General features: G+C 53.7%; 20 protein-coding genes and 1 tRNA gene. 8 read left to right on the plus strand and 13 right to left on the minus strand.

Annotated features, from left to right (window positions below):
• Positions 1-107: 107 nt before the first annotated feature.
• Together arcC and arcA are read right to left on the minus strand one after the other, a co-directional pair.
• The gene (gene arcC / locus OGV83_RS19805; protein ID WP_047459348.1) at positions 108-1,040 is read right to left on the minus strand and encodes a carbamate kinase; all 933 of its coding nucleotides are present in this window, start codon (positions 1,038-1,040) and stop codon (positions 108-110) included.
• 10 nt (positions 1,041-1,050) lie between these two features.
• Positions 1,051-2,271, minus strand: coding sequence for an arginine deiminase (gene arcA / locus OGV83_RS19810; RefSeq protein ID WP_012134333.1), 1,221 nt, complete (start codon positions 2,269-2,271; stop codon positions 1,051-1,053).
• Positions 2,272-2,948: 677 nt separating this feature from the next.
• Between arcA and OGV83_RS19815 the strand changes: the two genes are divergently transcribed.
• Entirely contained in the window at positions 2,949-3,401 is a 453-nt protein-coding gene (locus OGV83_RS19815; RefSeq protein WP_047459346.1) for a YhcH/YjgK/YiaL family protein, read from the plus strand.
• A gap of 80 nt (positions 3,402-3,481) precedes the next feature.
• Here OGV83_RS19815 and argF read toward each other — a convergent pair whose 3' ends face one another.
• Positions 3,482-4,486 carry an ornithine carbamoyltransferase gene (argF, locus tag OGV83_RS19820; RefSeq protein WP_286464417.1) on the minus strand — a complete coding sequence of 335 codons (1,005 nt, stop codon included), beginning with the start codon at positions 4,484-4,486 and terminating at the stop codon, positions 3,482-3,484.
• A gap of 164 nt (positions 4,487-4,650) precedes the next feature.
• On the opposite strand from argF, the gene rraB reads away from it, so the two are divergent.
• Positions 4,651-5,076, plus strand: coding sequence for a ribonuclease E inhibitor RraB (gene rraB / locus OGV83_RS19825; protein ID WP_047459344.1), 426 nt, complete (start codon positions 4,651-4,653; stop codon positions 5,074-5,076).
• Between the two features lie 65 nt (positions 5,077-5,141).
• Here rraB and OGV83_RS19830 read toward each other — a convergent pair whose 3' ends face one another.
• Positions 5,142-5,642, minus strand: a complete 501-nt coding sequence (locus OGV83_RS19830) for a GNAT family N-acetyltransferase (RefSeq protein ID WP_286464420.1) — start codon at positions 5,640-5,642, stop codon at positions 5,142-5,144.
• Between the two features lie 207 nt (positions 5,643-5,849).
• On the opposite strand from OGV83_RS19830, the gene OGV83_RS19835 reads away from it, so the two are divergent.
• Positions 5,850-6,701, plus strand: a complete 852-nt coding sequence (locus OGV83_RS19835) for a DUF3289 family protein (RefSeq protein ID WP_286464422.1) — start codon at positions 5,850-5,852, stop codon at positions 6,699-6,701.
• Positions 6,698-7,225, plus strand: coding sequence for a DUF943 family protein (locus OGV83_RS19840; protein ID WP_153258721.1), 528 nt, complete (start codon positions 6,698-6,700; stop codon positions 7,223-7,225). The genes OGV83_RS19835 and OGV83_RS19840 overlap by 4 nt, the downstream gene beginning before the upstream one ends.
• A gap of 39 nt (positions 7,226-7,264) precedes the next feature.
• Here OGV83_RS19840 and OGV83_RS19845 read toward each other — a convergent pair whose 3' ends face one another.
• The 3 genes from OGV83_RS19845 to pepA form a co-directional block, all read right to left on the minus strand.
• The gene (locus OGV83_RS19845; protein ID WP_112001292.1) at positions 7,265-10,120 is read right to left on the minus strand and encodes a valine--tRNA ligase; all 2,856 of its coding nucleotides are present in this window, start codon (positions 10,118-10,120) and stop codon (positions 7,265-7,267) included.
• A complete protein-coding gene (holC, locus tag OGV83_RS19850) occupies positions 10,120-10,563 on the minus strand; it encodes a DNA polymerase III subunit chi (RefSeq protein ID WP_012134319.1) in 444 nt (147 codons plus the stop codon). The genes OGV83_RS19845 and holC overlap by 1 nt, the downstream gene beginning before the upstream one ends.
• 128 nt (positions 10,564-10,691) lie before the next feature.
• A complete protein-coding gene (gene pepA / locus OGV83_RS19855) occupies positions 10,692-12,203 on the minus strand; it encodes a leucyl aminopeptidase (RefSeq protein WP_047459338.1) in 1,512 nt (503 codons plus the stop codon).
• 153 nt (positions 12,204-12,356) lie between these two features.
• On the opposite strand from pepA, the gene ytgA reads away from it, so the two are divergent.
• From ytgA to lptG, 3 genes are all read left to right on the plus strand, one after another.
• Positions 12,357-12,407 carry a protein YtgA gene (ytgA, locus tag OGV83_RS19860; protein WP_211180521.1) on the plus strand — a complete coding sequence of 17 codons (51 nt, stop codon included), beginning with the start codon at positions 12,357-12,359 and terminating at the stop codon, positions 12,405-12,407.
• 62 nt (positions 12,408-12,469) lie between these two features.
• On the plus strand, positions 12,470-13,570 hold the full coding sequence (gene lptF / locus OGV83_RS19865; protein ID WP_012134315.1) for an LPS export ABC transporter permease LptF: 1,101 nt from the start codon (positions 12,470-12,472) through the stop codon (positions 13,568-13,570).
• Positions 13,570-14,652: an LPS export ABC transporter permease LptG gene (gene lptG / locus OGV83_RS19870; RefSeq protein ID WP_012134314.1), complete on the plus strand. Its 1,083-nt coding sequence runs from the start codon at positions 13,570-13,572 to the stop codon at positions 14,650-14,652. The genes lptF and lptG overlap by 1 nt, the downstream gene beginning before the upstream one ends.
• Before the next feature lie 105 nt (positions 14,653-14,757).
• On the opposite strand, the gene OGV83_RS19875 is transcribed toward lptG, so the two are convergent.
• The gene (locus tag OGV83_RS19875; RefSeq protein WP_049009363.1) at positions 14,758-16,260 is read right to left on the minus strand and encodes a helicase HerA-like C-terminal domain-containing protein; all 1,503 of its coding nucleotides are present in this window, start codon (positions 16,258-16,260) and stop codon (positions 14,758-14,760) included.
• 135 nt (positions 16,261-16,395) lie between these two features.
• The gene (gene ahr, locus OGV83_RS19880; RefSeq protein WP_012134312.1) at positions 16,396-17,415 is read right to left on the minus strand and encodes an NADPH-dependent aldehyde reductase Ahr; all 1,020 of its coding nucleotides are present in this window, start codon (positions 17,413-17,415) and stop codon (positions 16,396-16,398) included.
• 201 nt (positions 17,416-17,616) lie between these two features.
• On the opposite strand from ahr, the gene OGV83_RS19885 reads away from it, so the two are divergent.
• Positions 17,617-17,701 (plus strand) — tRNA-Leu (locus OGV83_RS19885).
• 149 nt (positions 17,702-17,850) lie between these two features.
• Here OGV83_RS19885 and OGV83_RS19890 read toward each other — a convergent pair.
• The 4 genes from OGV83_RS19890 to OGV83_RS19905 form a co-directional block, all read right to left on the minus strand.
• Positions 17,851-18,777 (minus strand): tyrosine-type recombinase/integrase, encoded by a 927-nt coding sequence (locus OGV83_RS19890; protein WP_286464426.1) that lies wholly within the window; start codon positions 18,775-18,777, stop codon positions 17,851-17,853.
• Positions 18,767-20,386, minus strand: coding sequence for a MobH family relaxase (gene mobH / locus OGV83_RS19895; RefSeq protein WP_286464431.1), 1,620 nt, complete (start codon positions 20,384-20,386; stop codon positions 18,767-18,769). Before mobH ends, OGV83_RS19890 begins: the two co-directional genes overlap by 11 nt.
• A gap of 178 nt (positions 20,387-20,564) precedes the next feature.
• Positions 20,565-21,476: an ArdC family protein gene (locus tag OGV83_RS19900; RefSeq protein WP_286464435.1), complete on the minus strand. Its 912-nt coding sequence runs from the start codon at positions 21,474-21,476 to the stop codon at positions 20,565-20,567.
• 84 nt (positions 21,477-21,560) lie between these two features.
• Positions 21,561-21,854: a hypothetical protein gene (locus OGV83_RS19905; protein WP_286464437.1), complete on the minus strand. Its 294-nt coding sequence runs from the start codon at positions 21,852-21,854 to the stop codon at positions 21,561-21,563.
• Between the last annotated feature and the right edge of the window lie 303 nt (positions 21,855-22,157).

Raw genomic sequence — 22,157 nt, forward strand, 5'->3', positions numbered from 1 at the left:
TGTCCTTGTTAAAATGAATTACCTGATGGCGCTGCGCTTATCAGGCCTACGGTTATGCGCGTGCTGTAGGCCGGATAAGGCGCCGCCGCCATCCGGCAGAAATCGCCTTATGCGTCGTAATCGACGGTTTCGGGTCGAATCAGGGTGCCTTTGTCACCGCTGAGAATGGCCGGGCCGTCGGCCAGTGAACCGATACCGGCAATCCCCTGGCAGTGGCTGACAAACTCGGCGCAGGCGGTGACTTTCGGCCCCATCGAACCGGCATCGAACTGCATTTCGCTGAGCAGTTCCGGCGTTACCTGAGCCAGCGGGCGTTGGGTCGGCTTGCCCCAGTCGAGGTACACCGCGTCGGCATCGGTCAGGATCAGCAGCGCGTCCGCGTGGATTTGACTGGCGAGCAGAGCGGCAGAGAGGTCTTTGTCGATCACCGCTTCAATGCCATGAAAACCATCGGCTTTTTCCACTACCGGCACGCCGCCGCCGCCGTTGCAGATCACGAGATGGTCGCGGGCGATCAGGGCGCGGATCGCGTCGCTCTCAACGATGCGTTTGGGCTGTGGCGAAGGCACTACGCGGCGAAACGCTTTTCCGTCGGCTTTGAAAATCCAGCCTTTTTCCGCCTGTAGCGCGTTGGCCTGGGCGCTGTCATAAACCGGGCCGATATATTTGGTTGGGTTGCGGAATGCCGGATCGTCGGCGTCCACCTCCACCTGAGTGAGCAGGACGCTGATTTCACGCTGCGGAAGCTGGTTTTTCAGCGACTGTTGCAGCATGTAGCCGATCATCCCCTGGCTTTCCGCGCCGAGAATATCGAGCGGGTAGGGGGTGACGCGGTCATAGGCGCTGTTCTGCAACGCCAGCAGGCCAACCTGCGGGCCGTTGCCGTGTACCAGCACCACGCGCCACTGTTGCGTCAGTTGGGCGATGGTTTTTGCCGCCAGATCGATGTTTTTGCGCTGGATATCCGCTTCCAGCGGTTCGCCGCGTTTGAGCAGCGCATTGCCGCCCAGTGCGACAACCAGAGTGGGTTTGTTGTCCATAATCGCTTCCTTAAATGCCGTCGCGTTCCAGCGGGCAGCTCATGCAGCGCGCGCCGCCGCGTCCGCGTCCCAGTTCATCGCCAGGAATGGGCAGAACGGTGATGCCCGCTTTGTCGTATTTTTCGTTGGTCCAGATGTTGCGCTCGTAGCCGACCACCACACCGGGGCGTAGGGTGAGAACGTTATTGGCGTCATTCCACTGCTCACGTTCGGCTTCGAAGGCATCGCCGCCAGTGGTGATCAAACGCACCTGATCAATGCCGAGGGCTTTTTCGATGGCGTGTACCAGCGTGCTTTCCTGGGTACGCTTCAGCCCGCCGCGCCCGTCCGGTGTTAAGGTCCAGCACTGGACGTCCGGGCGAACCACTTCCGGGTAGACGGAGAAAGTGTCGATGTCGATATGGGTCATGACGGTATCGAGGTGCATGCAGGAACGGTGTTTTGGCAACTCAACGGCGATGACGCGCTCGGCCTGGCGATGTTTAAACAGCGACTGGGCGAGGAACTCGATCCCCTGCGGGGTGGTGCGTTCAGACATGCCAATCAGTACGGCGCCGCGACCAATAACCAGCACGTCTCCGCCTTCTAACGTGGCATGGTCGTAATTAATGTTTTCGTCGCCGAAATATTTAATAAATTCGCCATCTGCAAATTGTGGATGCCAGCGATAAATTGCCCGCAGATTATTGGTCTCACGCTGGCGCGCTGTTTTTGCCATTGGGTTGATCGACACGCCGTTATATATCCAGCATGAGGTATCGCGGGTAAATAAGTGATTGGGTAATGGCTTCATAATAAAGTCATTAATATCGTGTGTATCAACCACCATATTTTTAATCGAGGCGGGGATTTCGCCATATGTCAGCCCACCGCTTAAATGGCGCGCTAATTCCCGATGCGGCATATCCGCCAGCCAGGCGCGAATATCCGCCGCGAAAGTCGGGCCCAGGCGATAGTCGGAGATTTGTGTTTCCAGCAGCCAGGTTTTGGCTTCGATAACATCCAGTGTTTGCGTCAGCAGGTCGGTTAGCAGCAACACCTCTATGCCTTGTTGGCGTAACGTATTAGCGAAAATATCGTGCTCTTCGCCTGCGCGTTCCACCGACAGAACGTCATCAAAAAGCAGCTCCTGGCAATTTGACGGCGTCAGTCTTTTCAGACTGAGATTAGGGCGGTGCAACATCACACTACGTAATTGACCGATTTCAGAACCGACATAATGTTTTTCCATCACGATACCTTTTACTCAATTATTCAGGAATAAAGAAGTGGTGGCTGCAAATAATTAAATTGTTTGCAGTCATTACTGTTCAGCTAATTTTCGGAAATCATCATTGATTCTAATTCGGTCTGATAATGTGATGTGTTTCACATCGGAAGGGATATTTAATTTTTCTTATTTAATATATGAGCGAGGTCAGAGAAATTGAAAAATAAAGAGAGTAATAACTGAATTACTACGCAATAAAATGTCTTGTTATTCTTTCTTGTTAATTATTTGTAGATAATCTAAATTTATTATTTAATTCTATCTTGTTGATTTTATGGTGTTTTATTTTTGTCTGTGCATAGGTATGCGGGAGGGTTATTTTATTATTTTTACCTTAACGTAAATCATAAAATAACTATGGTGATAAATGCAGGTTATGCAGGGAAAAGGAAGTGTGATCAACAAGGTGTTTTTCTAATAAACCTTTTTATAACAGCATATTACGGTTTTTACTGTAAAGTGGAGGGGGAAAGTTATGCAAAGGATATGCATAATCTTCGATGACGATTAACAGTCGGACAACATCTTCAGCGATAAACATGCGCTGACGCAAAACATCGTGAAATAGAAGTGGTATGGCAGCGGTTTTTTTCGTATAACCATAAAAATGAAACGTTGTTTTATTTAAGGAGTCTGTGATGATCGTTGGCAATATCCACAATCTGCAACCCTGGCTGCCGGACGCGCTGCGTCAGGCCATTGAACATATTAAAGCGCATGTGACGGATGAAACGGCAAAGGGTAAGCATGATATCGACGGCAATCGCCTGTTTTATCTGGTTTCGGAAGACATGACCGAGCCGTTTGAAAAGCGTCGTGCGGAGTATCATGCGCGCTATCTCGATATTCAGATCGTATTAAAGGGGCAGGAAGGAATGACCTTCAGCACCCAGCCTGCGGGCGCGCCGGAAACTGACTGGCTGGCGGATAAAGATATCGCGTTTTTGCCTGAAGGGGCAGAGGAGAAAACGGTGATCCTTAATGAAGGCGATTTTGTGGTCTTTTACCCGGGGGAAGTCCATAAGCCGCTGTGCGCAGTAGGGGCACCTGCTCAGGTACGCAAAGCGGTCGTTAAGCTGCTGGTCGAGTAAGTTGCATTGCCGGGTGGCGACGCAAAACGTCTTACCCGGCCTACGGGAGCACGATCTGTAGGCCGGATAAGACGTAATCGTTATTTCGCCAGCGTCGCCACCATCACCGCTTTGATGGTGTGCATCCGGTTTTCCGCCTGGTCAAACACGATGCTGGCCGGAGATTCAAACACCGCATCGGTCACTTCCATCCCGCCGTGCAAACCGAACTCTTCGGCCATTTTCTTGCCAAGCGTGGTCTGATCATCGTGGAATGCGGGCAGGCAGTGCAGAAACTTCACCTGAGGATTACCGGTCTGCGCCATCATTGCGCTGTTTACCTGATACTGACGCAGCAGTGCGATACGCTCCGCCCATTTCTCTTTTGCTTCACCCATCGACACCCATACGTCGGTATAGATAAAGTCCGCGCCTTTCACGCCCGCTGCGATATCTTCAGTCAGCGTAATATCGCCGCCGTTCTTTTGCGCCAGCGCTTTGCACTCTGCGACCAGGCTTGCTTCCGGCCAGCAGGCCTGCGGAGCCACCAGACGTAAATCCAGTCCTGTCAGCGCGGCGGCTTCCAGCATGGAATTTCCCATGTTGTTACGCGCATCGCCAGCGTAAACCAGGGTCATCTCATTGAAGGCTTTGCCCGGCAGATGTTCCTGCATGGTCAGCAAATCCGCCAGCAGCTGCGTGGGGTGAAACTCGTTGGTCAACCCGTTCCACACGGGAACGCCTGCATATTCCGCCAGCGTTTCTACCACTTCCTGGCCGTGGCCGCGGTACTGAATACCGTCATACATGCGTCCCAGCACGCGGGCGGTGTCTTTAATTGACTCTTTATGCCCAATCTGGCTGCCGCTTGACCCAAGGTACGTTACGCGAGCGCCCTGATCGTATGCGGCAACTTCGAAAGAGCATCGGGTGCGGGTCGAGTCTTTTTCGAAGATGAGCGCGATGTTTTTGCCGGTCAGTCTGGCGACTTCTACGCCGTTTTTCTTGTCGGCTTTCAGTTTGGCGGCGAGTTGCAGCAGAGCGGTGAGTTCAGCGGAGGTGAAATCGAGTAATTTCAAAAAATGTTTCTGATAAAACGTAGGCATGGTTCCCTCACATGGCAAAGGCCATTTGTTGAATTAAAATTCAATTTATATGGATGATTATGCATTTGCAACCCCATTTAACAAATCTTTCCTGGAAAGGTGGAGGCAATGACAGCGGTGTGTGACAATAAGAGTATCGGCAGGACATTTATGAGGAACGAGCCATGGCAAACCCGGAACTACTGGAAGAGCAGCGTGAAGAGACGCGTCTGATTATTGAAGAATTACTTGAAGATGGCAGCGATCCAGATGCGCTGTACACTATCGAGCATCACTTTTCCGCTGACGACTTCGAAACGCTGGAAAAAGCAGCCGTAGAAGCGTTCAAACTCGGTTATGAAGTGACCGAGCCGGAAGAGCTGGAAGTGGAAGAAGGCGATACGGTGATTTGCTGCGATATCCTCAGCGAATGTGCGCTGAATGCCGATCTGATTGATGCTCAGGTTGAACAACTGATGAACCTGGCTGAGAAATTTGACGTGGAATATGACGGCTGGGGTACGTACTTCGAAGATCCGAACGGTGAAGAGGGTGAAGACGGCGACGATGAAGATTACGTCGACGAAGACGATGACGGCGTACGCCACTAACTCAGAAGCGGAATGTTTGCATAAATTGCCGGATATGGCGTCGCCTTATCCGGCTAGTGGGTGACTTACAGCGTTTTCAGCATGCGGACTTCGCAGTCAACATGCCCGGTGCAGCCCAGTGGTTCGCTGATATGCTCAAATCCCAGATGTTCATACAGGCCAATTGCTTCGCGTAAGGATGCGGTGGTTTCCAGGTAGCAGCGTTTAAACCCCTGCTCACGCGCGTGCTCCAGCGCCATCAGCGCCAGTTTCTTCGCCAGCCCCTGGCCGCGTACCGTCGGCAAAAAGTACATTTTTTGCAGTTCGCAGATATCCGGTTCGCTACAGCCTAACGGCGCCACGCCGCCGCCGCCCACCACCTGACCGCTCTGCTCGACGACCCAATAGGCCGCGCCTGGCTGACTGTAAACCTGGAACAATTCATCCAGATTAGGATCGGCAACCGTATAGCCTTTATCAGCGGTCAGGCCGTATTCAGCGGAAACCTGGCGGATGACGCGGGCGATAGCGGCGTTATCGTCAGCGGTAAGACGACGTAGCGTAAGGGGAAATAGCGTAGAACTCATTTTATTACTCAATCAAATGATAAATTATCATAGTTATATTTGATACCACCCTCTTTTCGAACATGCAAGACTGTTATTCTCTCTGAGAAAAATTTTTATCATTAACCTGCTGTTTTCGTTGCATTGCTCAAGTTTTATTATTTGAGCTTATCTTAATTTTTCTCCCGGAGTAAAACGCGATTATATTATTTACCAGGATGATGAGTTATGAATAATGATATGTATTTATTAATGTCTCTGCCCCGTGAGATATTTGCTACATCCCATCGCTTTGAAGATTATCATATTGATGATATGCAGTATGGTGATTTGGACGACTGGGATTTTTACACTCTGGGGTTGAAGGATATCTCTGCTCGGGTTGACCCGTTCAGGTATTTGCAATTTGATATGATGACTACTTTTAATTCGCAGGCTTTGGATTTCGGCCATCAACAACCACAAGGCAGGCCGATTAGTCGCCAGCATTGTGCAGATATTCTGTTTGATGAGATGAAAGAACTGTCAGCACAATTCGCTAAAGGGTTATATTCTCCTATTATTGGGGAACTGATTGATCATTTCCATTACGGTAACGGGCAGCCATGGTTTGGAGAACTTCTAAATCGCGCGTATGCAGATGTCATTAGGGGAGCTGGAACGAATGATATGTTGATGAAAATTCGGGATGAGATCAATAAACAATTGCATAGTAAACGGGACGCACGCCTGGATGATTTCTTCTTTGTAAGACTTAAATCAGAAATGCAAGATTCTAAACTGCCAAAATTCAACCGTTATATCGACAGGGTAAATGGTTTGGGGGTAAGCGTACATGATATTTATGCACAACGAATCAAACTGGTGCGTTTTCAGCGCTATGCCATGTCATGGGAGGGATTACTTTCTTTTAAAGGGCAGGATCATTTTGGTCTGGGCAAAGAGGATATTACCAATACGTTATATAAAAACTTTCGCTTCTTCCGCATCTGGTTTTTTCTACAGCGTCATCGTGACTATGCGTACAGGCCGTTTCTGACAAATTTAAATGCTCATGCGCATATTAAGGGAAGCGTATGAAGCCGAAACGTAACGTCATTATCGGCAGCCTGGTGTTGCTGATATGCGGTTATCTCCTCTGGGCTCAACGACCTGTGACAATCCTTCGGGCTGGCGAGAGATTTGAGTATGATCCTACGCTTTTTCATGGGCTTTATGTTAGCAGTGAACGTGGTTTTATGGATTTTGAGGCTTATGATATTGCAGTTAAGCACTTTGCATTAACCGAGTGGGGACGGATACACTGGTATCTGCAGCACAAAAATGAGCTGAAGGCAAAATACCATATACCAACAAGTGCCTCTTACTATATTGTTTTTTGGGATATTGGCGGCGGGTTTATCGATGATGAGAAATCAGGCGATGGTGATCTGTTTTGTTTTCCGCCACAAAAAAACACAAAAGAAAATTGTATTGAAAAAAATGTGCTGCTAATCGTGGAATTCGACGCGGGATCTTACGAAAGATTTTCTTTCAGCAACATAGAGTATTACTGGATCACCATGCCGGACGGGAAGCTGGTACGAATAAAAAATGCCTTATAAAAGAAAACGCCGAAGAGGGGCTCCGGCGTTTCCATCAAGTTACAGCGCCGCGATAACCGCCTGCTGCTCAATCAGCTTCGCTTTCGCTTCCGCGTAGTTTTCCAGCTTCTCACGCTCTTTGGCGATCACCGCTTCTGGTGCGCGGGCGACAAAACCTTCGTTCGCCAGCTTGCCTTCAATGCGGCCAATTTCAGCTTCGACCTTCGCCACTTCTTTCGCCAGACGCGCCAGCTCGGCTTCTTTGTCAATCAGCCCCGCCATCGGGATCAGCAGCTCGGCGCCATCGATAATCTTCGTCACGGAAACCGGACCTTTGTCATCGGCTGGCAGCACGGTGATGCTTTCCAGACGCGCCAGGTTCAGCAGGAAGCTGCGGTTGTCGTTCACGCGGCGAATCGCTTCTTCGCTGCAACCACGCAGCAGCAGTTCCAGCGGTTTGCCCGGCGCGATATTCATTTCCGCACGGATGTTACGTACGGCAACGATCGCCTGCTTCAGCCATTCGGTATCGGCCAGCGCGGCTTCATCCACCTGGGAGGCATCGTACTGCGGGAACGGTTGCAGCATGATGGTGTCGGCGGTAATGCCGGAAATCACTTTCACACGCTGCCAGATGGTCTCGGTGATGAACGGGATGATCGGATGTGCCAGGCGCAGCAGACCTTCCAGCACGGTGACCAGCGTGTTGCGGGTGCCGCGCAGTTCTGCTTCAGAGCCGCCGGTCATGACCGGCTTGGTCAGCTCCAGATACCAGTCGCAGAACTGGTTCCAGGTGAACTCGTACAGAATGCCCGCTGCGATATCGAAGCGGAAGCTGTCCAGCGCTTCGCGGTACGCTTTGATGGTCTGATTGAATTCCGCCAGGATCCAGCGGTCTGCCAGTGACAGGGTCATCTCGCCGCCGTTGAAGCCGCAATCCTGATCTTCGGTATTCATCAGCACAAAGCGGCTGGCGTTCCACAGCTTGTTACAGAAGTTACGGTAGCCTTCCAGACGCTTCATATCCCAGTTGATGTCGCGGCCGGTAGAGGCCAGCGCCGCCAGGGTGAAACGCAGGGCGTCAGTACCGTGCGGCTCAATGCCGTCCGGGAATTGTTTCTCGGTACGTTTGGCGATCTTCTCAGCCAACTGCGGCTGCATCATGTTGCCGGTACGTTTTTCCAGCAGATCCGGCAGGGAAATGCCGTCAACCATATCCAGCGGGTCGATAACGTTACCCTTGGATTTGGACATCTTCTGGCCTTCGTCATCGCGAATCAGACCGGTCATGTAGACGGTCTTGAACGGTACCTGCGGCTTGCCGTTTTCATCTTTGATGAAGTGCATGGTCATCATGATCATGCGGGCAATCCAGAAGAAGATGATGTCGAAACCGGAGACCATCACGCTGGTCGGGTGGAACTGACGCAGCGCGTCGGTGTTTTCCGGCCAGCCGAGAGTCGAGAAGGTCCACAGTGCGGAGGAGAACCAGGTGTCCAGTACGTCGTCGTCCTGACGCAGCGCAACGTCGGCGCTCAGGTTGTTTTCCTGACGCACTTCGTCTTCGCTACGGCCAACGTAGACGTTGCCCGCGTCGTCGTACCATGCCGGGATGCGGTGGCCCCACCACAGCTGACGGGAGATACACCAGTCCTGAATGTCACGCATCCAGGAGAAGTACATGTTTTCGTACTGTTTTGGCACGAACTGGATATCGCCGTTCTCTACCGCTTCCACCGCCGGTTTTGCCAGCACGTCGGCACGGACGTACCACTGGTCGGTCAGCATTGGTTCGATAACCACGCCGCCACGGTCGCCGTACGGTACGGTCAGGTCGTGCGGTTTAATCTCTTCCAGCAGGCCGAGGGCATCGATAGCGGCAACCACCGCTTTACGCGCGGCAAAACGCTCCAGCTTCTGGAACTCAGCCGGGATTTCGTTGGAGTAAACGTCGGACTCTTCGCCTTTGGTGTCATACACTTCCGCGCTTTCACGGATATCGCCGTCAAAGGTCAGAATATTGATCATCGGAAGCTGATGACGACGGCCCACTTCATAGTCGTTAAAGTCGTGCGCCGGGGTGATCTTCACGCAGCCGGTGCCTTTTTCCATGTCGGCATGCTCGTCGCCCACGATCGGAATACGACGGTTCACTAGCGGCAGCACCACGAATTTGCCAATCAGATCTTTATAACGCGGATCTTCCGGGTTGACGGCTACGCCGGTATCGCCCAGCAGGGTTTCCGGGCGGGTGGTGGCAACCACCAGGTAATCTTTACCGTCTGCGGTTTTCGCACCGTCAGCCAGCGGATAGCGGATGTGCCACATAGAGCCTTTGGACTCGCGGTTTTCCACTTCCAGGTCAGAGATCGCGGTGCGCAGTTTCGGGTCCCAGTTGACCAGGCGCTTGCCACGGTAAATCAGATCTTCTTTGTACAGGCGGACAAACACTTCTTTCACGGCATTGGAAAGACCTTCGTCCATGGTGAAGCGTTCGCGCTCCCAGTCCACGGAGTTGCCCAGACGGCGCATCTGACGGGTAATGGTGCCGCCGGATTCCGCTTTCCACTGCCAGATTTTGTCGATGAAGGCATCGCGGCCATAGTCGTGGCGGGTTTTACCCTCTTCTGCGGCAATCTTGCGCTCAACCACCATCTGGGTAGCGATCCCGGCGTGGTCAGTACCGACCTGCCACAGGGTGTTTTTACCCTGCATACGCTGATAGCGGATCAGGGTATCCATGATGGTTTGCTGGAAGGCGTGACCCATATGCAAACTGCCGGTGACGTTTGGCGGCGGGATCATGATGCAGAAGCTTTCCTGGCTTTCATCGCCATTCGGCTTAAAGTAGCCCTGCTGCTCCCAGTGCTCGTAAAGCGGCTGTTCGATATCTTGTGGGTTATATGTCTTTTCCATTATTTCCAGGTTGCCGTATTCAGGTTAAAACCAGCCACGCGGTAGGCTTTGTAGCGTTCGCGCGCCAGTTGTTTCAAAGTTTCTTCGTAAGGGACAAAGTCTATCACTTCTGTGAAAGCGGTGGCAAAATCTGCAAAGCCAGTACGCAGGCTGATCAGAATATCACGCGGGCTGCTGTTGCGTTTTTGCGGCCAGGCGATTTCCACCGGCGCGCCGCCTCTTGGACCTTCTCCCGCCAGATTATGCGGGACAAAACTCTCCGGCGGTCTTGCCCACAGCGCTTCATCCAGACGGATGGCCTGTTTTTCGTCTTCACAGGCAATCAGCACGCGTTTACCACTGCGCCAACGTTCTGCGGCAATGTCGCACACCAGTTGTTCAACGGCGCTCAGGCCATCAATGGTGGTGTCATTGTCCAGAATATAGAACGTTGCATTCTTCATATATGGGGCTTCTTGTGGTGAATTTAAATGCGAAGCCGGATGGCGCTACGCTTATCCGGCCTACGGTTAAATACTCCATGTAGGCCGGATAAGGCGCATATGCGTCGCCATCCGGCAATCATGCAAACTTACTCTTCGCCGTTAAAACCCGCGCGATTGAGCAGGAACTGCGACAGCAACGCCACCGGACGACCGGTTGCGCCTTTCGCTTTACCGGAACGCCATGCGGTGCCGGCGATGTCCAGGTGCGCCCAGTTGTACTTACGGGTAAAGCGCGACAGGAAGCAACCGGCGGTGATTGCGCCGCCAGGACGGCCGCCGATGTTCGCCATATCCGCAAAGTTAGACTCCAGCTGTTCCTGGAACTCATCGCCCAACGGCAAGCGCCATGCGCGGTCGCCCGCCTGTTCGGACGCGCTAATCAGCTCATGCGCCAGCGGATTGTGGTTCGACATCAGACCAGTGATGTGATGGCCCAGCGCAATCACGCAGGCGCCCGTCAGGGTCGCGACGTCAATCACCGCTTCCGGCTCAAAACGCTCAACGTAGGTTAACACGTCGCACAGTACCAGGCGGCCTTCGGCATCGGTGTTCAGCACTTCGACCGTCTGGCCGGACATGGTGGTCAGCACGTCGCCCGGACGATACGCTCGCCCGCCAGGCATGTTTTCGCAGCCTGCCAGCACGCCGATGACGTTAATCGGCAACTGAAGTTCCGCGACCATGCGCATCACGCCGTACACTGCCGCCGCGCCGCACATATCGTACTTCATCTCGTCCATGCCTTCGGCAGGCTTGATGGAGATGCCGCCGGAGTCAAAGGTCAGCCCTTTGCCGACCAGCACAACCGGACGCGCGTCTTCGGACGGGTTGCCTTTGTATTCGATAACCGACATCAGCGATTCGTTCTGCGAACCGTGACCGACCGCCAGATAAGAGTGCATACCCAGCTCTTTCATCTGCTGTTCGCCGATGACGCGGGTGATGACGTTCTTGCTGTAGCTGTCGGCCAACTGGCGCGCCTGAGAGGCCAGGTAGGCGGCATTACAGATATTCGGCGGCATATTGCCGAGATCTTTCGCTGCTTTAATCCCGGCGGCAATCGCCAGACCGTGTTGGATCGCACGCTCGCCGCTGGTCAGCTCGCGGCGGGTCGGCACGTTGAAGACCATTTTACGCAGCGGGCGACGCGGCTCGCTCTTGTTGGTCTTCAGTTGATCAAAGCTGTACAGCGTCTCTTTGGCCGTTTCGACAGCCTGACGTACTTTCCAGTAGTTGTTGCGGCCTTTGACGTGCAGTTCGGTCAGGAAGCAGACCGCTTCCATTGAGCCGGTGTCATTCAGCGTATTGATGGTTTTCTGAATGACCTGCTTGTACTGGCGCTCATCGAGCTCGCGCTCTTTGCCACAACCAATGAGGAGGATTCGCTCGGAAAGAACGTTAGGAACATGGTGCAGCAACAGGGTCTGCCCCGGTTTTCCTTCCAGTTCACCACGACGCAGCAGGGCGCTGATGTACCCGTCGCTGATTTTATCGAGCTGTTCTGCAATCGGAGAAAGGCGGCGTGGTTCAAAGACGCCCACGACGATGCAGGCACTCCGCTGTTTCTCCGGGCTACCGCTTTTTACACTGAACTCCATGCACTACGCTCCTGAATCTTAAAGACAACGGCGGCGGCTACAGTTAGAATTGCAAGCTTTCGTAACTCATGTCCGCAGTTGCGGTGACTTCGTGTTAATCTTAACGTTATTACGGCATTGGCACGTCAGAACGCGTTCTGAGTGGCGAATCCGCTGAGTATAATAATTTTAGCGACGATTTCGACGACTCAAGAGAATAAATGACGTTTAAGCCATGAAACAAGCTAAATTCCTGCAAAAGACGAGTTTTTACGGGCGTATTTAAAGTGATAATCATAAGATATCTGGTGCGGGAGACGCTCAAAAGCCAACTGGCGATTCTTTTCATCCTGCTTTTGATCTTCTTTTGTCAAAAGCTAGTGAGGATCCTCGGGGCGGCGGTTGACGGTGACATTCCGGCAAATCTGGTGCTCTCGCTACTGGGGCTGGGCGTGCCGGAAATGGCGCAGCTCATTCTGCCATTAAGCCTGTTCCTCGGGCTGTTGATGACGCTGGGCAAACTGTATACCGAAAGTGAAATAACGGTCATGCACGCCTGTGGTCTGAGCCGGGCTGTGCTGGTGAAAGCCGCGATGGTGCTGGCGCTGTTTACCGGCGTTGTCGCCGCTGTCAACGTCATGTGGGCGGGGCCCTGGTCATCCAGACACCAGGATGAGGTACTGGCGGAAGCAAAAGCCAATCCCGGCATGGCCGCGCTGGCGCAAGGGCAGTTCCAGCAGGCGACCAATGGCAGCGCCGTGCTGTTTATTGAAAGCGTTGACGGCAGCGATTTTAAAGATGTGTTCCTTGCGCAAATCCGCCCGAAAGGCAACGCCCGTCCTTCTGTGGTGGTGGCCGATTCTGGACATCTGACGCAATTGCGCGACGGCTCCCAGGTTGTGACGTTGAACAAAGGGACGCGCTTTGAAGGTACTGCCCTGCTGCGTGACTTCCGCATCACCGATTTCCAGAACTATCAGGCTATTATTGGTCATCAAGCCGTTGCGCTGGACCCGAACGATACCGATCAGATGGATATGCGCACGCTGTGGCAGACCGATACCAATCGCGCCCGTGCGGAACTGCACTGGCGTATTACGCTGGTATTCACCGTATTTATGATGGCGCTGATGGTTGTACCGCTGAGCGTGGTTAACCCGCGACAGGGGCGCGTGCTGTCGATGCTGCCAGCTATGCTGCTGTATCTGCTGTTCTTCCTCCTGCAAACCTCCCTGAAATCAAACGGCGGTAAGGGCAAACTGGACCCGGTTATCTGGATGTGGGCGGTCAACCTGATCTATCTGGCGTTGGCGGTTGGTCTGAACCTTTGGGATACGGTGCCGGTACGCCGCCTGCGCGCCCGTCTTCTGCGTAAAGGAGCGGTATAATGCAGCCGTTTGGTGTACTTGACCGCTATATCGGTAAAACCATTTTCACCACCATCATGATGACGTTGTTCATGCTGGTGTCGCTCTCCGGCATCATCAAGTTTGTTGACCAGCTCAAAAAAGCCGGGCAGGGGAGCTACGATGCGCTGGGCGCGGGGATGTATACCCTGCTCAGCGTGCCGAAAGATGTGCAGATTTTCTTCCCGATGGCGGCGCTGCTTGGCGCGCTGCTGGGGCTGGGGATGCTGGCGCAGCGCAGTGAACTGGTGGTGATGCAGGCTTCGGGTTTCACCCGGATGCAGGTGGCGCTGTCGGTGATGAAAACCGCTATTCCACTGGTGCTGTTGACAATGGCCATCGGTGAATGGGTCGCTCCGCAGGGCGAACAGATGGCGCGTAACTACCGTGCGCAGGCGATGTACGGCGGTTCGCTGCTCTCTACTCAGCAAGGCCTGTGGGCGAAAGATGGCAACAATTTCGTCTATATCGAGCGGGTGAAGGGCGACGAAGAGCTGGCGGGCATTAGCATCTACGCCTTTAACGATCAGCGTCGCTTACAGTCAGTGCGTTATGCCGCGTCTGCGAAGTTCGACGCAGACAACAAGGTCTGGCGTCTGTCGCAGGTGGACGAGTCTGACCTGAAAGACCCGAAACAGATCACCGGTTCGCAGACCGTGAGCGGCACCTGGAAAACCAACCTCACGCCGGACAAACTGGGCGTGGTGGCGCTGGACCCGGATGCGCTCTCCATCAGCGGTTTGCATAACTATGTGAAGTATCTGAAGTCGAGCGGCCAGGACGCCGGACGTTATCAGCTCAATATGTGGAGTAAAATCTTCCAGCCGCTTTCCGTGGCGGTAATGATGTTGATGGCGCTGTCGTTCATTTTTGGCCCGCTGCGTAGCGTGCCGATGGGCGTGCGTGTGGTGACCGGGATCAGCTTTGGTTTCGTCTTCTACGTTCTGGACCAAATTTTCGGCCCGCTGACGCTGGTTTATGGCATTCCGCCGATTATCGGCGCGCTGCTGCCAAGCGCCTCGTTCTTCCTGATTAGCCTCTGGCTGATGATGCGTAAGTCGTAAAATCGATCTCTCGTTGTTGGCCGGATAAGGCGTTTACGCCGCTATCCGGCCAGATACAGCGCAGCGCCATCAAGCGCTGCGCTTAGCAAACCAGGATTCCTTCTGCTAGCGTTTTCTACCGCCCATCAGGCTACCTAACATCCCCCGGATAATTTGGTTCGTTACCTGACGCGCTGCGCTTTTGGCGACGCTCTGCACCACGCCATCACGTTTGCCGCCGCGTGGCCCGGTGCTGCCAAACAATATCTCTTTCAGCCCGCCAAGAATTCCGTCATCAACGGCGACTTCTTTGCCTTTTGCTGGCGGATTGTTTTGCTGCTCGGTGGTGGCCTGAACGCCTTTTTGCAGCATTTCATACGCCGATTCGCGATCGACTTCGTCTTCATATTTGCCGTACAGCGAGGAGTGATTGATAAGCCCGTTACGCTCATCGTCCGTCACCGGCCCCATGCGTGAGCACGGCGCGATGACCATCGCTCGTTCAACCACTGACGGGCTGCCTTTGGCATCCAGGAAGGAGATCAGCGCCTCGCCGGTGCCCAGTTCCTGAATCGCTTTCTCGGTATCAAACGCCGGATTCGCCCGCATGGTTTGCGCGGCGGCTTTCACCGCTTTCTGATCTTTGGGGGTGAAGGCGCGCAGGGCGTGCTGTACGCGGTTGCCTAGCTGACCGAGCACGTTGTCCGGGATATCGGAAGGGTTCTGTGAGACGAACCAGACGCCCACGCCTTTGGAGCGGATCAGGCGGATAACCTGTTCGATTTTATCCAGCAACACCTGCGGAGCGTCGTTGAACAGCAGGTGAGCTTCGTCGAAGAAGAACACCAGCTTCGGTTTTTCCAGATCGCCCGCTTCCGGCAGTTGCTCATACAGTTCGGAGAGCATCCACAGCAGGCTGGCGGCATACAGTTTGGGCATCTGGTAGAGTTTTTCGGCGCTAAGGATGTTGATAATGCCTTTGCCGTTGGCATCGGTACGCATCCAGTCTTTGATGTCCAGCATCGGTTCGCCGAAGAAGTGCGCCGCGCCTTGCTGTTCCAGCGACAACAGCCCGCGCTGGATCGCCCCGACCGATGCGCTGCTGATATTGCCATACTGGTTCTGGAAGGATTTGGCATTATCACCGATATACTGCGTGATCGCCCGCAGGTCTTTAAAGTCCAGCAGCAACAACCCCTGGTCATCGGCGATGCGGAAGATAATATTCAGCACGCCGGACTGCACCTCGTTCAGGTTCAGCAGGCGAGCCAGCAATAACGGCCCAAGATCGGAGACGGTCGCCCGCAGTGGATGACCTTTTTCGCCAAAAATATCCCACAGCACCACCGGATTAGCGTGCGGTTGCCAGTCGGTGATGCCGATATTTTTCAGCCGTGCGAGCAGTTTTTCAGAAGGTTCGCCTTCCTGCGCGACGCCGGTTAAGTCACCTTTCACATCCGCCATAAATACCGGAACGCCGATGTCTGATAGGGACTCAGCCAGTTTTTGCAGGGTAACCGTTTTGCCGGTTCCGGTTGCGCCGGTAATCAGCCCGTGACGGTTGGTCATGCCCGGCAACAGGAACAGTTCGCTTTCCAGCGTGCGGGCAATTAACAGGGGTGCACTCATGAGATTTTCTCCATTTATCCTGCCTGGAGTATAGGCAACTGCGGCGTACTCTTCACCGCTAAATTGCGGAGATTGCGAGAAGAATTCCAAAAGGGGGAACAAAACCGGGCAGCGAATGCCGCCCGGTGAAGGCAATCAAAAGTCGGCTTGCAGTACCACACGGTAGCGAGCTTTACCGTCACGAACGTGCTGGATGGCCTCGTTGATTTGCGACATCGGGAACAGCTCGGTCGTCGGCGAGACCTTGCTGCGCCCGGCAAATTTCATCAACTTGCGCAGTTCATACGGCGTACCGGTTGCCGAACCGGAGATGCTGCGATCGCCTGCAATCAGGGTAAACGCCGGAACCGGTAGCGGCTTCAGCACCGCGCCAACGGTGTGGAAGTTGCCGCCATAGGCCAGCGCTTCGAAGTAAGGCTGCCAGTCGAGATCGACATTGACGGTGTTGATGATGAGATCAAATTGACCTGCCAGCGCTTTCAACGCCTCTGGATCGCGGCTGTTGACCACTTTATCGGCGCCCATCGCCAGCACTTCCTGTTCTTTGGCCGGGCTGGAGCTGAATGCGGTAACCTCGCAGCCCATCGCGTGCAGCAGCTTAATGGCGATATGGCCGAGGCCGCCGATACCGATCACCCCAACACGACTGGTGGCGGTAACGTGGTGCATCAGCAGCGGTTTGAAGACGGTGATGCCGCCGCACAGCAGAGGGCCTGCGGATTCAATATCGATGCTTTCTGGAAGCGGGATCACCCATTGCCAGTCTGCTCGCAGCTTCTCTGCAAAGCCGCCGCGATTGAGGATGGTTGGCACCGATCCTTCCAGACAGTTAATCTGATTGCCGCTGATACAGGCATCGCAGTGCCCACAGCTGCGCGCCGTCCAGCCAATCCCGACGCGTTGACCTACCTTCAGACCTTTATCCTGCGCGGCGCTGCCGAGTGCCACGACGCGGCCAATCACCTCATGCCCGGCAACCAGTGGATACTGAGAAAAGCCCCATTCGTTGTCGATCATCGACAGATCGGAGTGGCAGATACCGCAGTAATCTACCTGTACCTCAACATCTTCCGGCTTGAGTTCACCCGCATCATATTCATAGAGTTCAAGTTCGCTGCCCGCCTCTTTTGCGGCATAGCTTTTTATAATAGACATCGTGTTTCCCTCAGTGTGGTGTTGAACTGGAAGTGTAGAGCATGGGAAACGGAGTCGCTTCGCAGAAGGAGGGGTTAAGGAGGTGCCAGCCGTGGGGTTGTGCTGATTTTTTCAACACTTAGCGAGCCGGGCATATGCTACCGCTTGCATGGTGGCGTGTGACAGGTATAATCCACAACGTTTTCCGCATACCTCTTCAGTGCCGAAGTGGCGAAATCGGTAGACGCAGTTGATTCAAAATCAACCGTAGAAATACGTGCCGGTTCGAGTCCGGCCTTCGGCACCAAAAACGATTGTGATAATCGGAAAATCTACAACAATCAGTACGTTGTACAATGAAGCTGGACGTTGACGGCAACTACAAAATGGCCGCATCTCCGGCTTTTTTTGTTTATAAAGCCTCGGGCCGGATCTTTTCACTCACTCCCTGTTTTGTCAATCTCTCTCCACGCAACTTCTGAGCATCTCGACATTGTGTTCAATATAGCTGAGCGTTACCTTAATATCGCGGTGGCCGAGTAGTTTCTGCGTGACATACAAATTTTGCTCCGGTTTCTGCATCAATTCTGTGGCAACGGTATGACGGTAGCGATGTGATGAAAAACGGCTGTGGCAGGCATTGCTGAGTTTGGCAAAGAAATAACTCACCTGATTTTCTGTCATCGGTTTACCCTGGCGCAGCGTCCTTCGACTGAAACGATTGATGTTGAACAACTGATCGTCAGTCCGCATTCCCTTTGTTTTCGCTTCTTCAAGCATCTGCTCCAGATAGGGCCGTAACCGGGAGGCGATAGGAACAACGTGTTCATCATGGCTTTTGCTGCCTTCGCTCTGAATAAACAGCGTGTCATGGACCAGATCGATATCCCTGACCCGCAGGTGAATAAGCTGATTCAGCCGGATAGCGGTGTAGTTGAAGGTTTCAACCACGGTCAGCCAAAACCATGCCGGATATAAAGGCGAACGATAGCCACGCTGCATTTTCTCCCGTTCGATATATTGGTTCAGCACTTTACGGGATGCGAGGATTTGCTCGCGGGTCAGGGTTTTCTTTTTCTTACGAGATTCCCGCAGCGATGTTTTCTGAAATGGATTGATGAACTGCTCCAGTAATCCCTGTTCAATGGCGAAGTTATATAAAGCCCGCATATGGCGCATATAGTGGTTCCAGCTCACTGGCTTGATACAGCGCACATTTAGCAGGTAATGACGCCACTCCAGCACCATATGCGACGTCACTTCGGCGGGTAACACGTTGCGCCAGTGAGTGAACTGGTTTACTGCCGTGCGATAACAGCTCTGGGTGTCAGGTCGCAACAAGCGGGCAAAAAAATACTCTTCCAGGATCTGTTCAAAGGTCATTTGAGTGACTTCCTTCATTGAGCAAGAGATGAGGGTTATTAAAGGGAACGTCATCTCCAAAAAGCGGCGTGGGATCGTCAAGCAGATATCCCTTCAGACGTGAACAACGGCGTGGGCCGACAACGGCGCAGTGCCAGATGTTGAGGCCGTTTTTTTGTTTTCGGTGAAGATTCAGGTTCTGGAACTTCTTCTGTACCTCCCGCCAGTATTCTTCAGGGACATTCTGACCGCAGGTGCTAAGCCAGAGTTTGAAAATTCCGGGCGTCACCAGAAACACCGACCCGGCGACGGTATGGATCCGGGCGTTAGGTTCATTGACTTCCAGATGTTGAGCCTGAACATTACGAATCAGCCACTGCCAGAAGGCTTCGCCTGAAAGTGGGGTATCGTCCTGTTCGGGTAGAGGGGATGGTTGTTCTACTACGCAGTCCGGTGCAATCACTGTTTCTGTCGCATTCTGGACCCCCGCTATCGGTGTGACGGTTCCACTAAAGGTTGCGGGCCGCTGTTGTGGATCTTCCCAAATCAGTGAAGGGGAAAAGCGCAGTAACGTCAGTTCACTGCTCCAGCCGCCGCTGGCCTCAATCCGGCAATGCCAGATGGCTTTGTCCTCACAGGGGATGAGTAACTGGTGTGCCTGCATCTCATCGAACAGCCGCACGTTATGCTGCGGTACGGCGTCAATACCCTGGCGCAGCAACCAGCCACGGACAGCATCGGCAGCGTTCTTGCTGACCAGCCACAGAGCTTCCTCCGTCAGCCAGCCGTCAGAACCACCATTCGGGTTGTTGAGTCGGAACTCATTTGCCAGCAGGTCGCGCAGGGCGGCGATGATTTGCTGCGGCAGCGAGGTTTGTGGGCGGTGGATAGCCTTGACCGGATCGCCGCCGAGATTAAACGCCACCGACGCCCGGTCGGCTTTCTGCACCAGTTCACCCACCAGCCCGGCATACTGATACTGTCCGTTCAGGCAGTGCAGCAGAGTGGATAACGCAGCGGCATCGGCGGCGAGCCAGTCGAGGCTTTCTGGCGGGAGAAGTTGTGCAAGCAGAAGGGCTGCCGCAGCCGGATGGCGCAGATAATCACGTTGTGGCAGATAGCGGAACCGATAAGGCTGGGTCAGCGGACCATGCCATGGAAACCAGCGTTTCCCGCTAATATCTTCCACTTCGATGTCGGTGATGAGTTTGCCCAGATCGTGCAACAGCGCGGCGTAGATGATGACCGTTGTCCAGCGTTCGGACTGCGCGGCCTGATCTTCCGGCGCTGCATCAGGCGGAAAAAGATAACTCTGCCGCAGTCGTGCGGCATAGCAGGCGGCTTCGAGACTGTGATCGAGCAGGCCACCTGCGTGGGAGTGGTGGTGGTTTTCCGAGGCTGGGAACAACTGCGCCAGTTCTGCGAAGCGGTGGATTGGTATCAGCCAGAAGTGTTCAAATAGTGAGGCAGGAAGCGCGGTGCTCTGGCGAATAAACTGGATCAGCTGTTGGCGGGTAGCTTCAACCAGTAACGTCTGTGCCGATTCAGGATGCAGCCACCCCTCCGTGGCGCTCGGCTTGCCGTCGGATGGTATGGTCTCTGATTTTTTGCGCGTCAGCCATATCCGCATAATGGCTCTTCCCCTTTTCCGGGTAAGCCCGTTACCCCTTCACTCTCTTCCCCTTAACCTTTTGGATTTTGCCTTTTGGTGCCGTCAGATTTGGGGTGAAATTGTTTATTGGGTCGCGCAAATTTATTGGAGTGGAGAAAAACGGCAGAGCAGGGATGCTCCGCCGTTGATATGAAGGTCATGCGCTCAGCGCTAACGGCTGCTGCGCCCGTTCAAGCAGATATTCGCAGGCATTACGCGCTAATCCACTGGCGCGGAAAATCGCTTTTTTGTCCTGCTGCAACACCTTCAGCCACGATGCGATGTAACTGTCATGCTGTAGCTTCGACTGGATGCCAACATGAGCACAGAGGAAAGCTGCACCCATTTCGGCGACGAGCTCTTCGAAACTATACGTCGGATCGCCGAAGGTATGCTTTCCGGCAGTGATGCCGTCCCGGTTCAGCCGTGAAGCGTGTCCGGTAGCGTGCGTCAGTTCATGCAGCAGCGTGCCATAGTAATCTTCACGTGAAGTGAACTGCTCAGGATGCGGCATGATGATGCAGTCGCGTCCTGGGGAGTAATACGCCCGGTTCTGGCGTCGGTGAGTGATTACCACCGCGCTTTGTCGGGCAACCTGCTCGGCAGCGGCGATGGGATCATCGACCATCACCACAGGCTGTGAGAAGGCTTCCGGCAGTCCTTCGCATTGCTGAAGGTTGAACAGCCGGAACTCGCGTACCACGGCGTAAGACGTCACTTTGGGGTTGCCGTCAGCATCAAGAACCGTGTTCCCGTTGCTGTCCACTACCTCACGCTGCTGGGGCAGATAAAAAACGGCCAGTGTAGATTTTTCGCCTTTGCGGATGTTACCGCCTGCATTGCGAATTTGTGTGAAGGTCAGCCAGCGATCGCTCTCATATCCCTGTCGTTCTGCGCTGTTCCAGAGCAGAGGAATATTGATGCCGTGATAAAACCGCCCGGACAGGGCATTCATCGGCACCACCGGCTCCCCTTCCCGCCACGGGCGAACCCAAGGGATCACGCCTTTCTCCAGCGCGGCGATAATTTCATCGGTGACTTTCTGGTAAAGATCGTTGCTTCTGTTCATAAGCGTAACCTCATGATAAAGAAGCCGGGTACAGCGCTCCCGGTCGGGAGTCGCCCGGCACGGGAGTGAAGGATGCTGAGGTAATCAGCTGGTATGAAGGGCAGTAACCAACAGATGGTTATCTTCAAGCGTCAAGCGCAGCGGCGTCATCAGCGGTACGTTGCTGCTGCCATCAGAAGGCAAACAGTACAGACCGAAATTAATGCTCTCACGGTCCGGGCCAGCGCTTTTGAATGTCAGCATGGTGGCGACAATCAGGTTTTCGAGACGGTCGTCTTCCTGAGAGGGATCGGGTGGAAAACTGACTACCTTTTCCCAGGCTTCGGTTGAGACAGACAACGATAAGGATTTTACTTCGGGGCAAGATGAAGTTGGCATAGTGTTTCTCCAGTGATGAAAGCAGAGAAACACCGCCCGGCAGGGAGGGTTCCCTGCATGGTGGGGTAGAGGATGTATCAGGCGCTAAGCGCTGTCCGCGAGGATGATACGGAGCGGACGAAAAGGCGAGCCTCACCGGGAAGGTGGCAACCTGAAGGCTCTGGTTGCGGATTGAACTTCGTACAGATTAATACGGGATTAATAATAATCAAGAGCTAGTCTGGTGTGTGATTTATCCGCTATAGGGGTAAAGGCAATTTATCCTCTTTAGGGGATAAAGCATATTGGGCACTCGATGATACC

This window comes from Citrobacter sp. CK189 (assembly GCF_030333505.1).
In the GTDB taxonomy this organism is placed as follows: Bacteria; Pseudomonadota; Gammaproteobacteria; order Enterobacterales; family Enterobacteriaceae; genus Citrobacter_B; species Citrobacter_B koseri.

Coding starts and splice junctions, on each gene's coding strand:
- arcC (WP_047459348.1), bottom strand. CDS start 1,040: ATGGACAACAAACCCACTCTGGTTGTCGCACTGGGCGGCAATGCGCTG.
- arcA (WP_012134333.1), bottom strand. CDS start 2,271: ATGGAAAAACATTATGTCGGTTCTGAAATCGGTCAATTACGTAGTGTG.
- OGV83_RS19815 (WP_047459346.1), top strand. CDS start 2,949: ATGATCGTTGGCAATATCCACAATCTGCAACCCTGGCTGCCGGACGCG.
- argF (WP_286464417.1), bottom strand. CDS start 4,486: ATGCCTACGTTTTATCAGAAACATTTTTTGAAATTACTCGATTTCACC.
- rraB (WP_047459344.1), top strand. CDS start 4,651: ATGGCAAACCCGGAACTACTGGAAGAGCAGCGTGAAGAGACGCGTCTG.
- OGV83_RS19830 (WP_286464420.1), bottom strand. CDS start 5,642: ATGAGTTCTACGCTATTTCCCCTTACGCTACGTCGTCTTACCGCTGAC.
- OGV83_RS19835 (WP_286464422.1), top strand. CDS start 5,850: ATGAATAATGATATGTATTTATTAATGTCTCTGCCCCGTGAGATATTT.
- OGV83_RS19840 (WP_153258721.1), top strand. CDS start 6,698: ATGAAGCCGAAACGTAACGTCATTATCGGCAGCCTGGTGTTGCTGATA.
- OGV83_RS19845 (WP_112001292.1), bottom strand. CDS start 10,120: ATGGAAAAGACATATAACCCACAAGATATCGAACAGCCGCTTTACGAG.
- holC (WP_012134319.1), bottom strand. CDS start 10,563: ATGAAGAATGCAACGTTCTATATTCTGGACAATGACACCACCATTGAT.
- pepA (WP_047459338.1), bottom strand. CDS start 12,203: ATGGAGTTCAGTGTAAAAAGCGGTAGCCCGGAGAAACAGCGGAGTGCC.
- lptG (WP_012134314.1), top strand. CDS start 13,570: ATGCAGCCGTTTGGTGTACTTGACCGCTATATCGGTAAAACCATTTTC.
- OGV83_RS19875 (WP_049009363.1), bottom strand. CDS start 16,260: ATGAGTGCACCCCTGTTAATTGCCCGCACGCTGGAAAGCGAACTGTTC.
- ahr (WP_012134312.1), bottom strand. CDS start 17,415: ATGTCTATTATAAAAAGCTATGCCGCAAAAGAGGCGGGCAGCGAACTT.
- OGV83_RS19890 (WP_286464426.1), bottom strand. CDS start 18,777: ATGACCTTTGAACAGATCCTGGAAGAGTATTTTTTTGCCCGCTTGTTG.
- mobH (WP_286464431.1), bottom strand. CDS start 20,386: ATGCGGATATGGCTGACGCGCAAAAAATCAGAGACCATACCATCCGAC.
- OGV83_RS19900 (WP_286464435.1), bottom strand. CDS start 21,476: ATGAACAGAAGCAACGATCTTTACCAGAAAGTCACCGATGAAATTATC.
- OGV83_RS19905 (WP_286464437.1), bottom strand. CDS start 21,854: ATGCCAACTTCATCTTGCCCCGAAGTAAAATCCTTATCGTTGTCTGTC.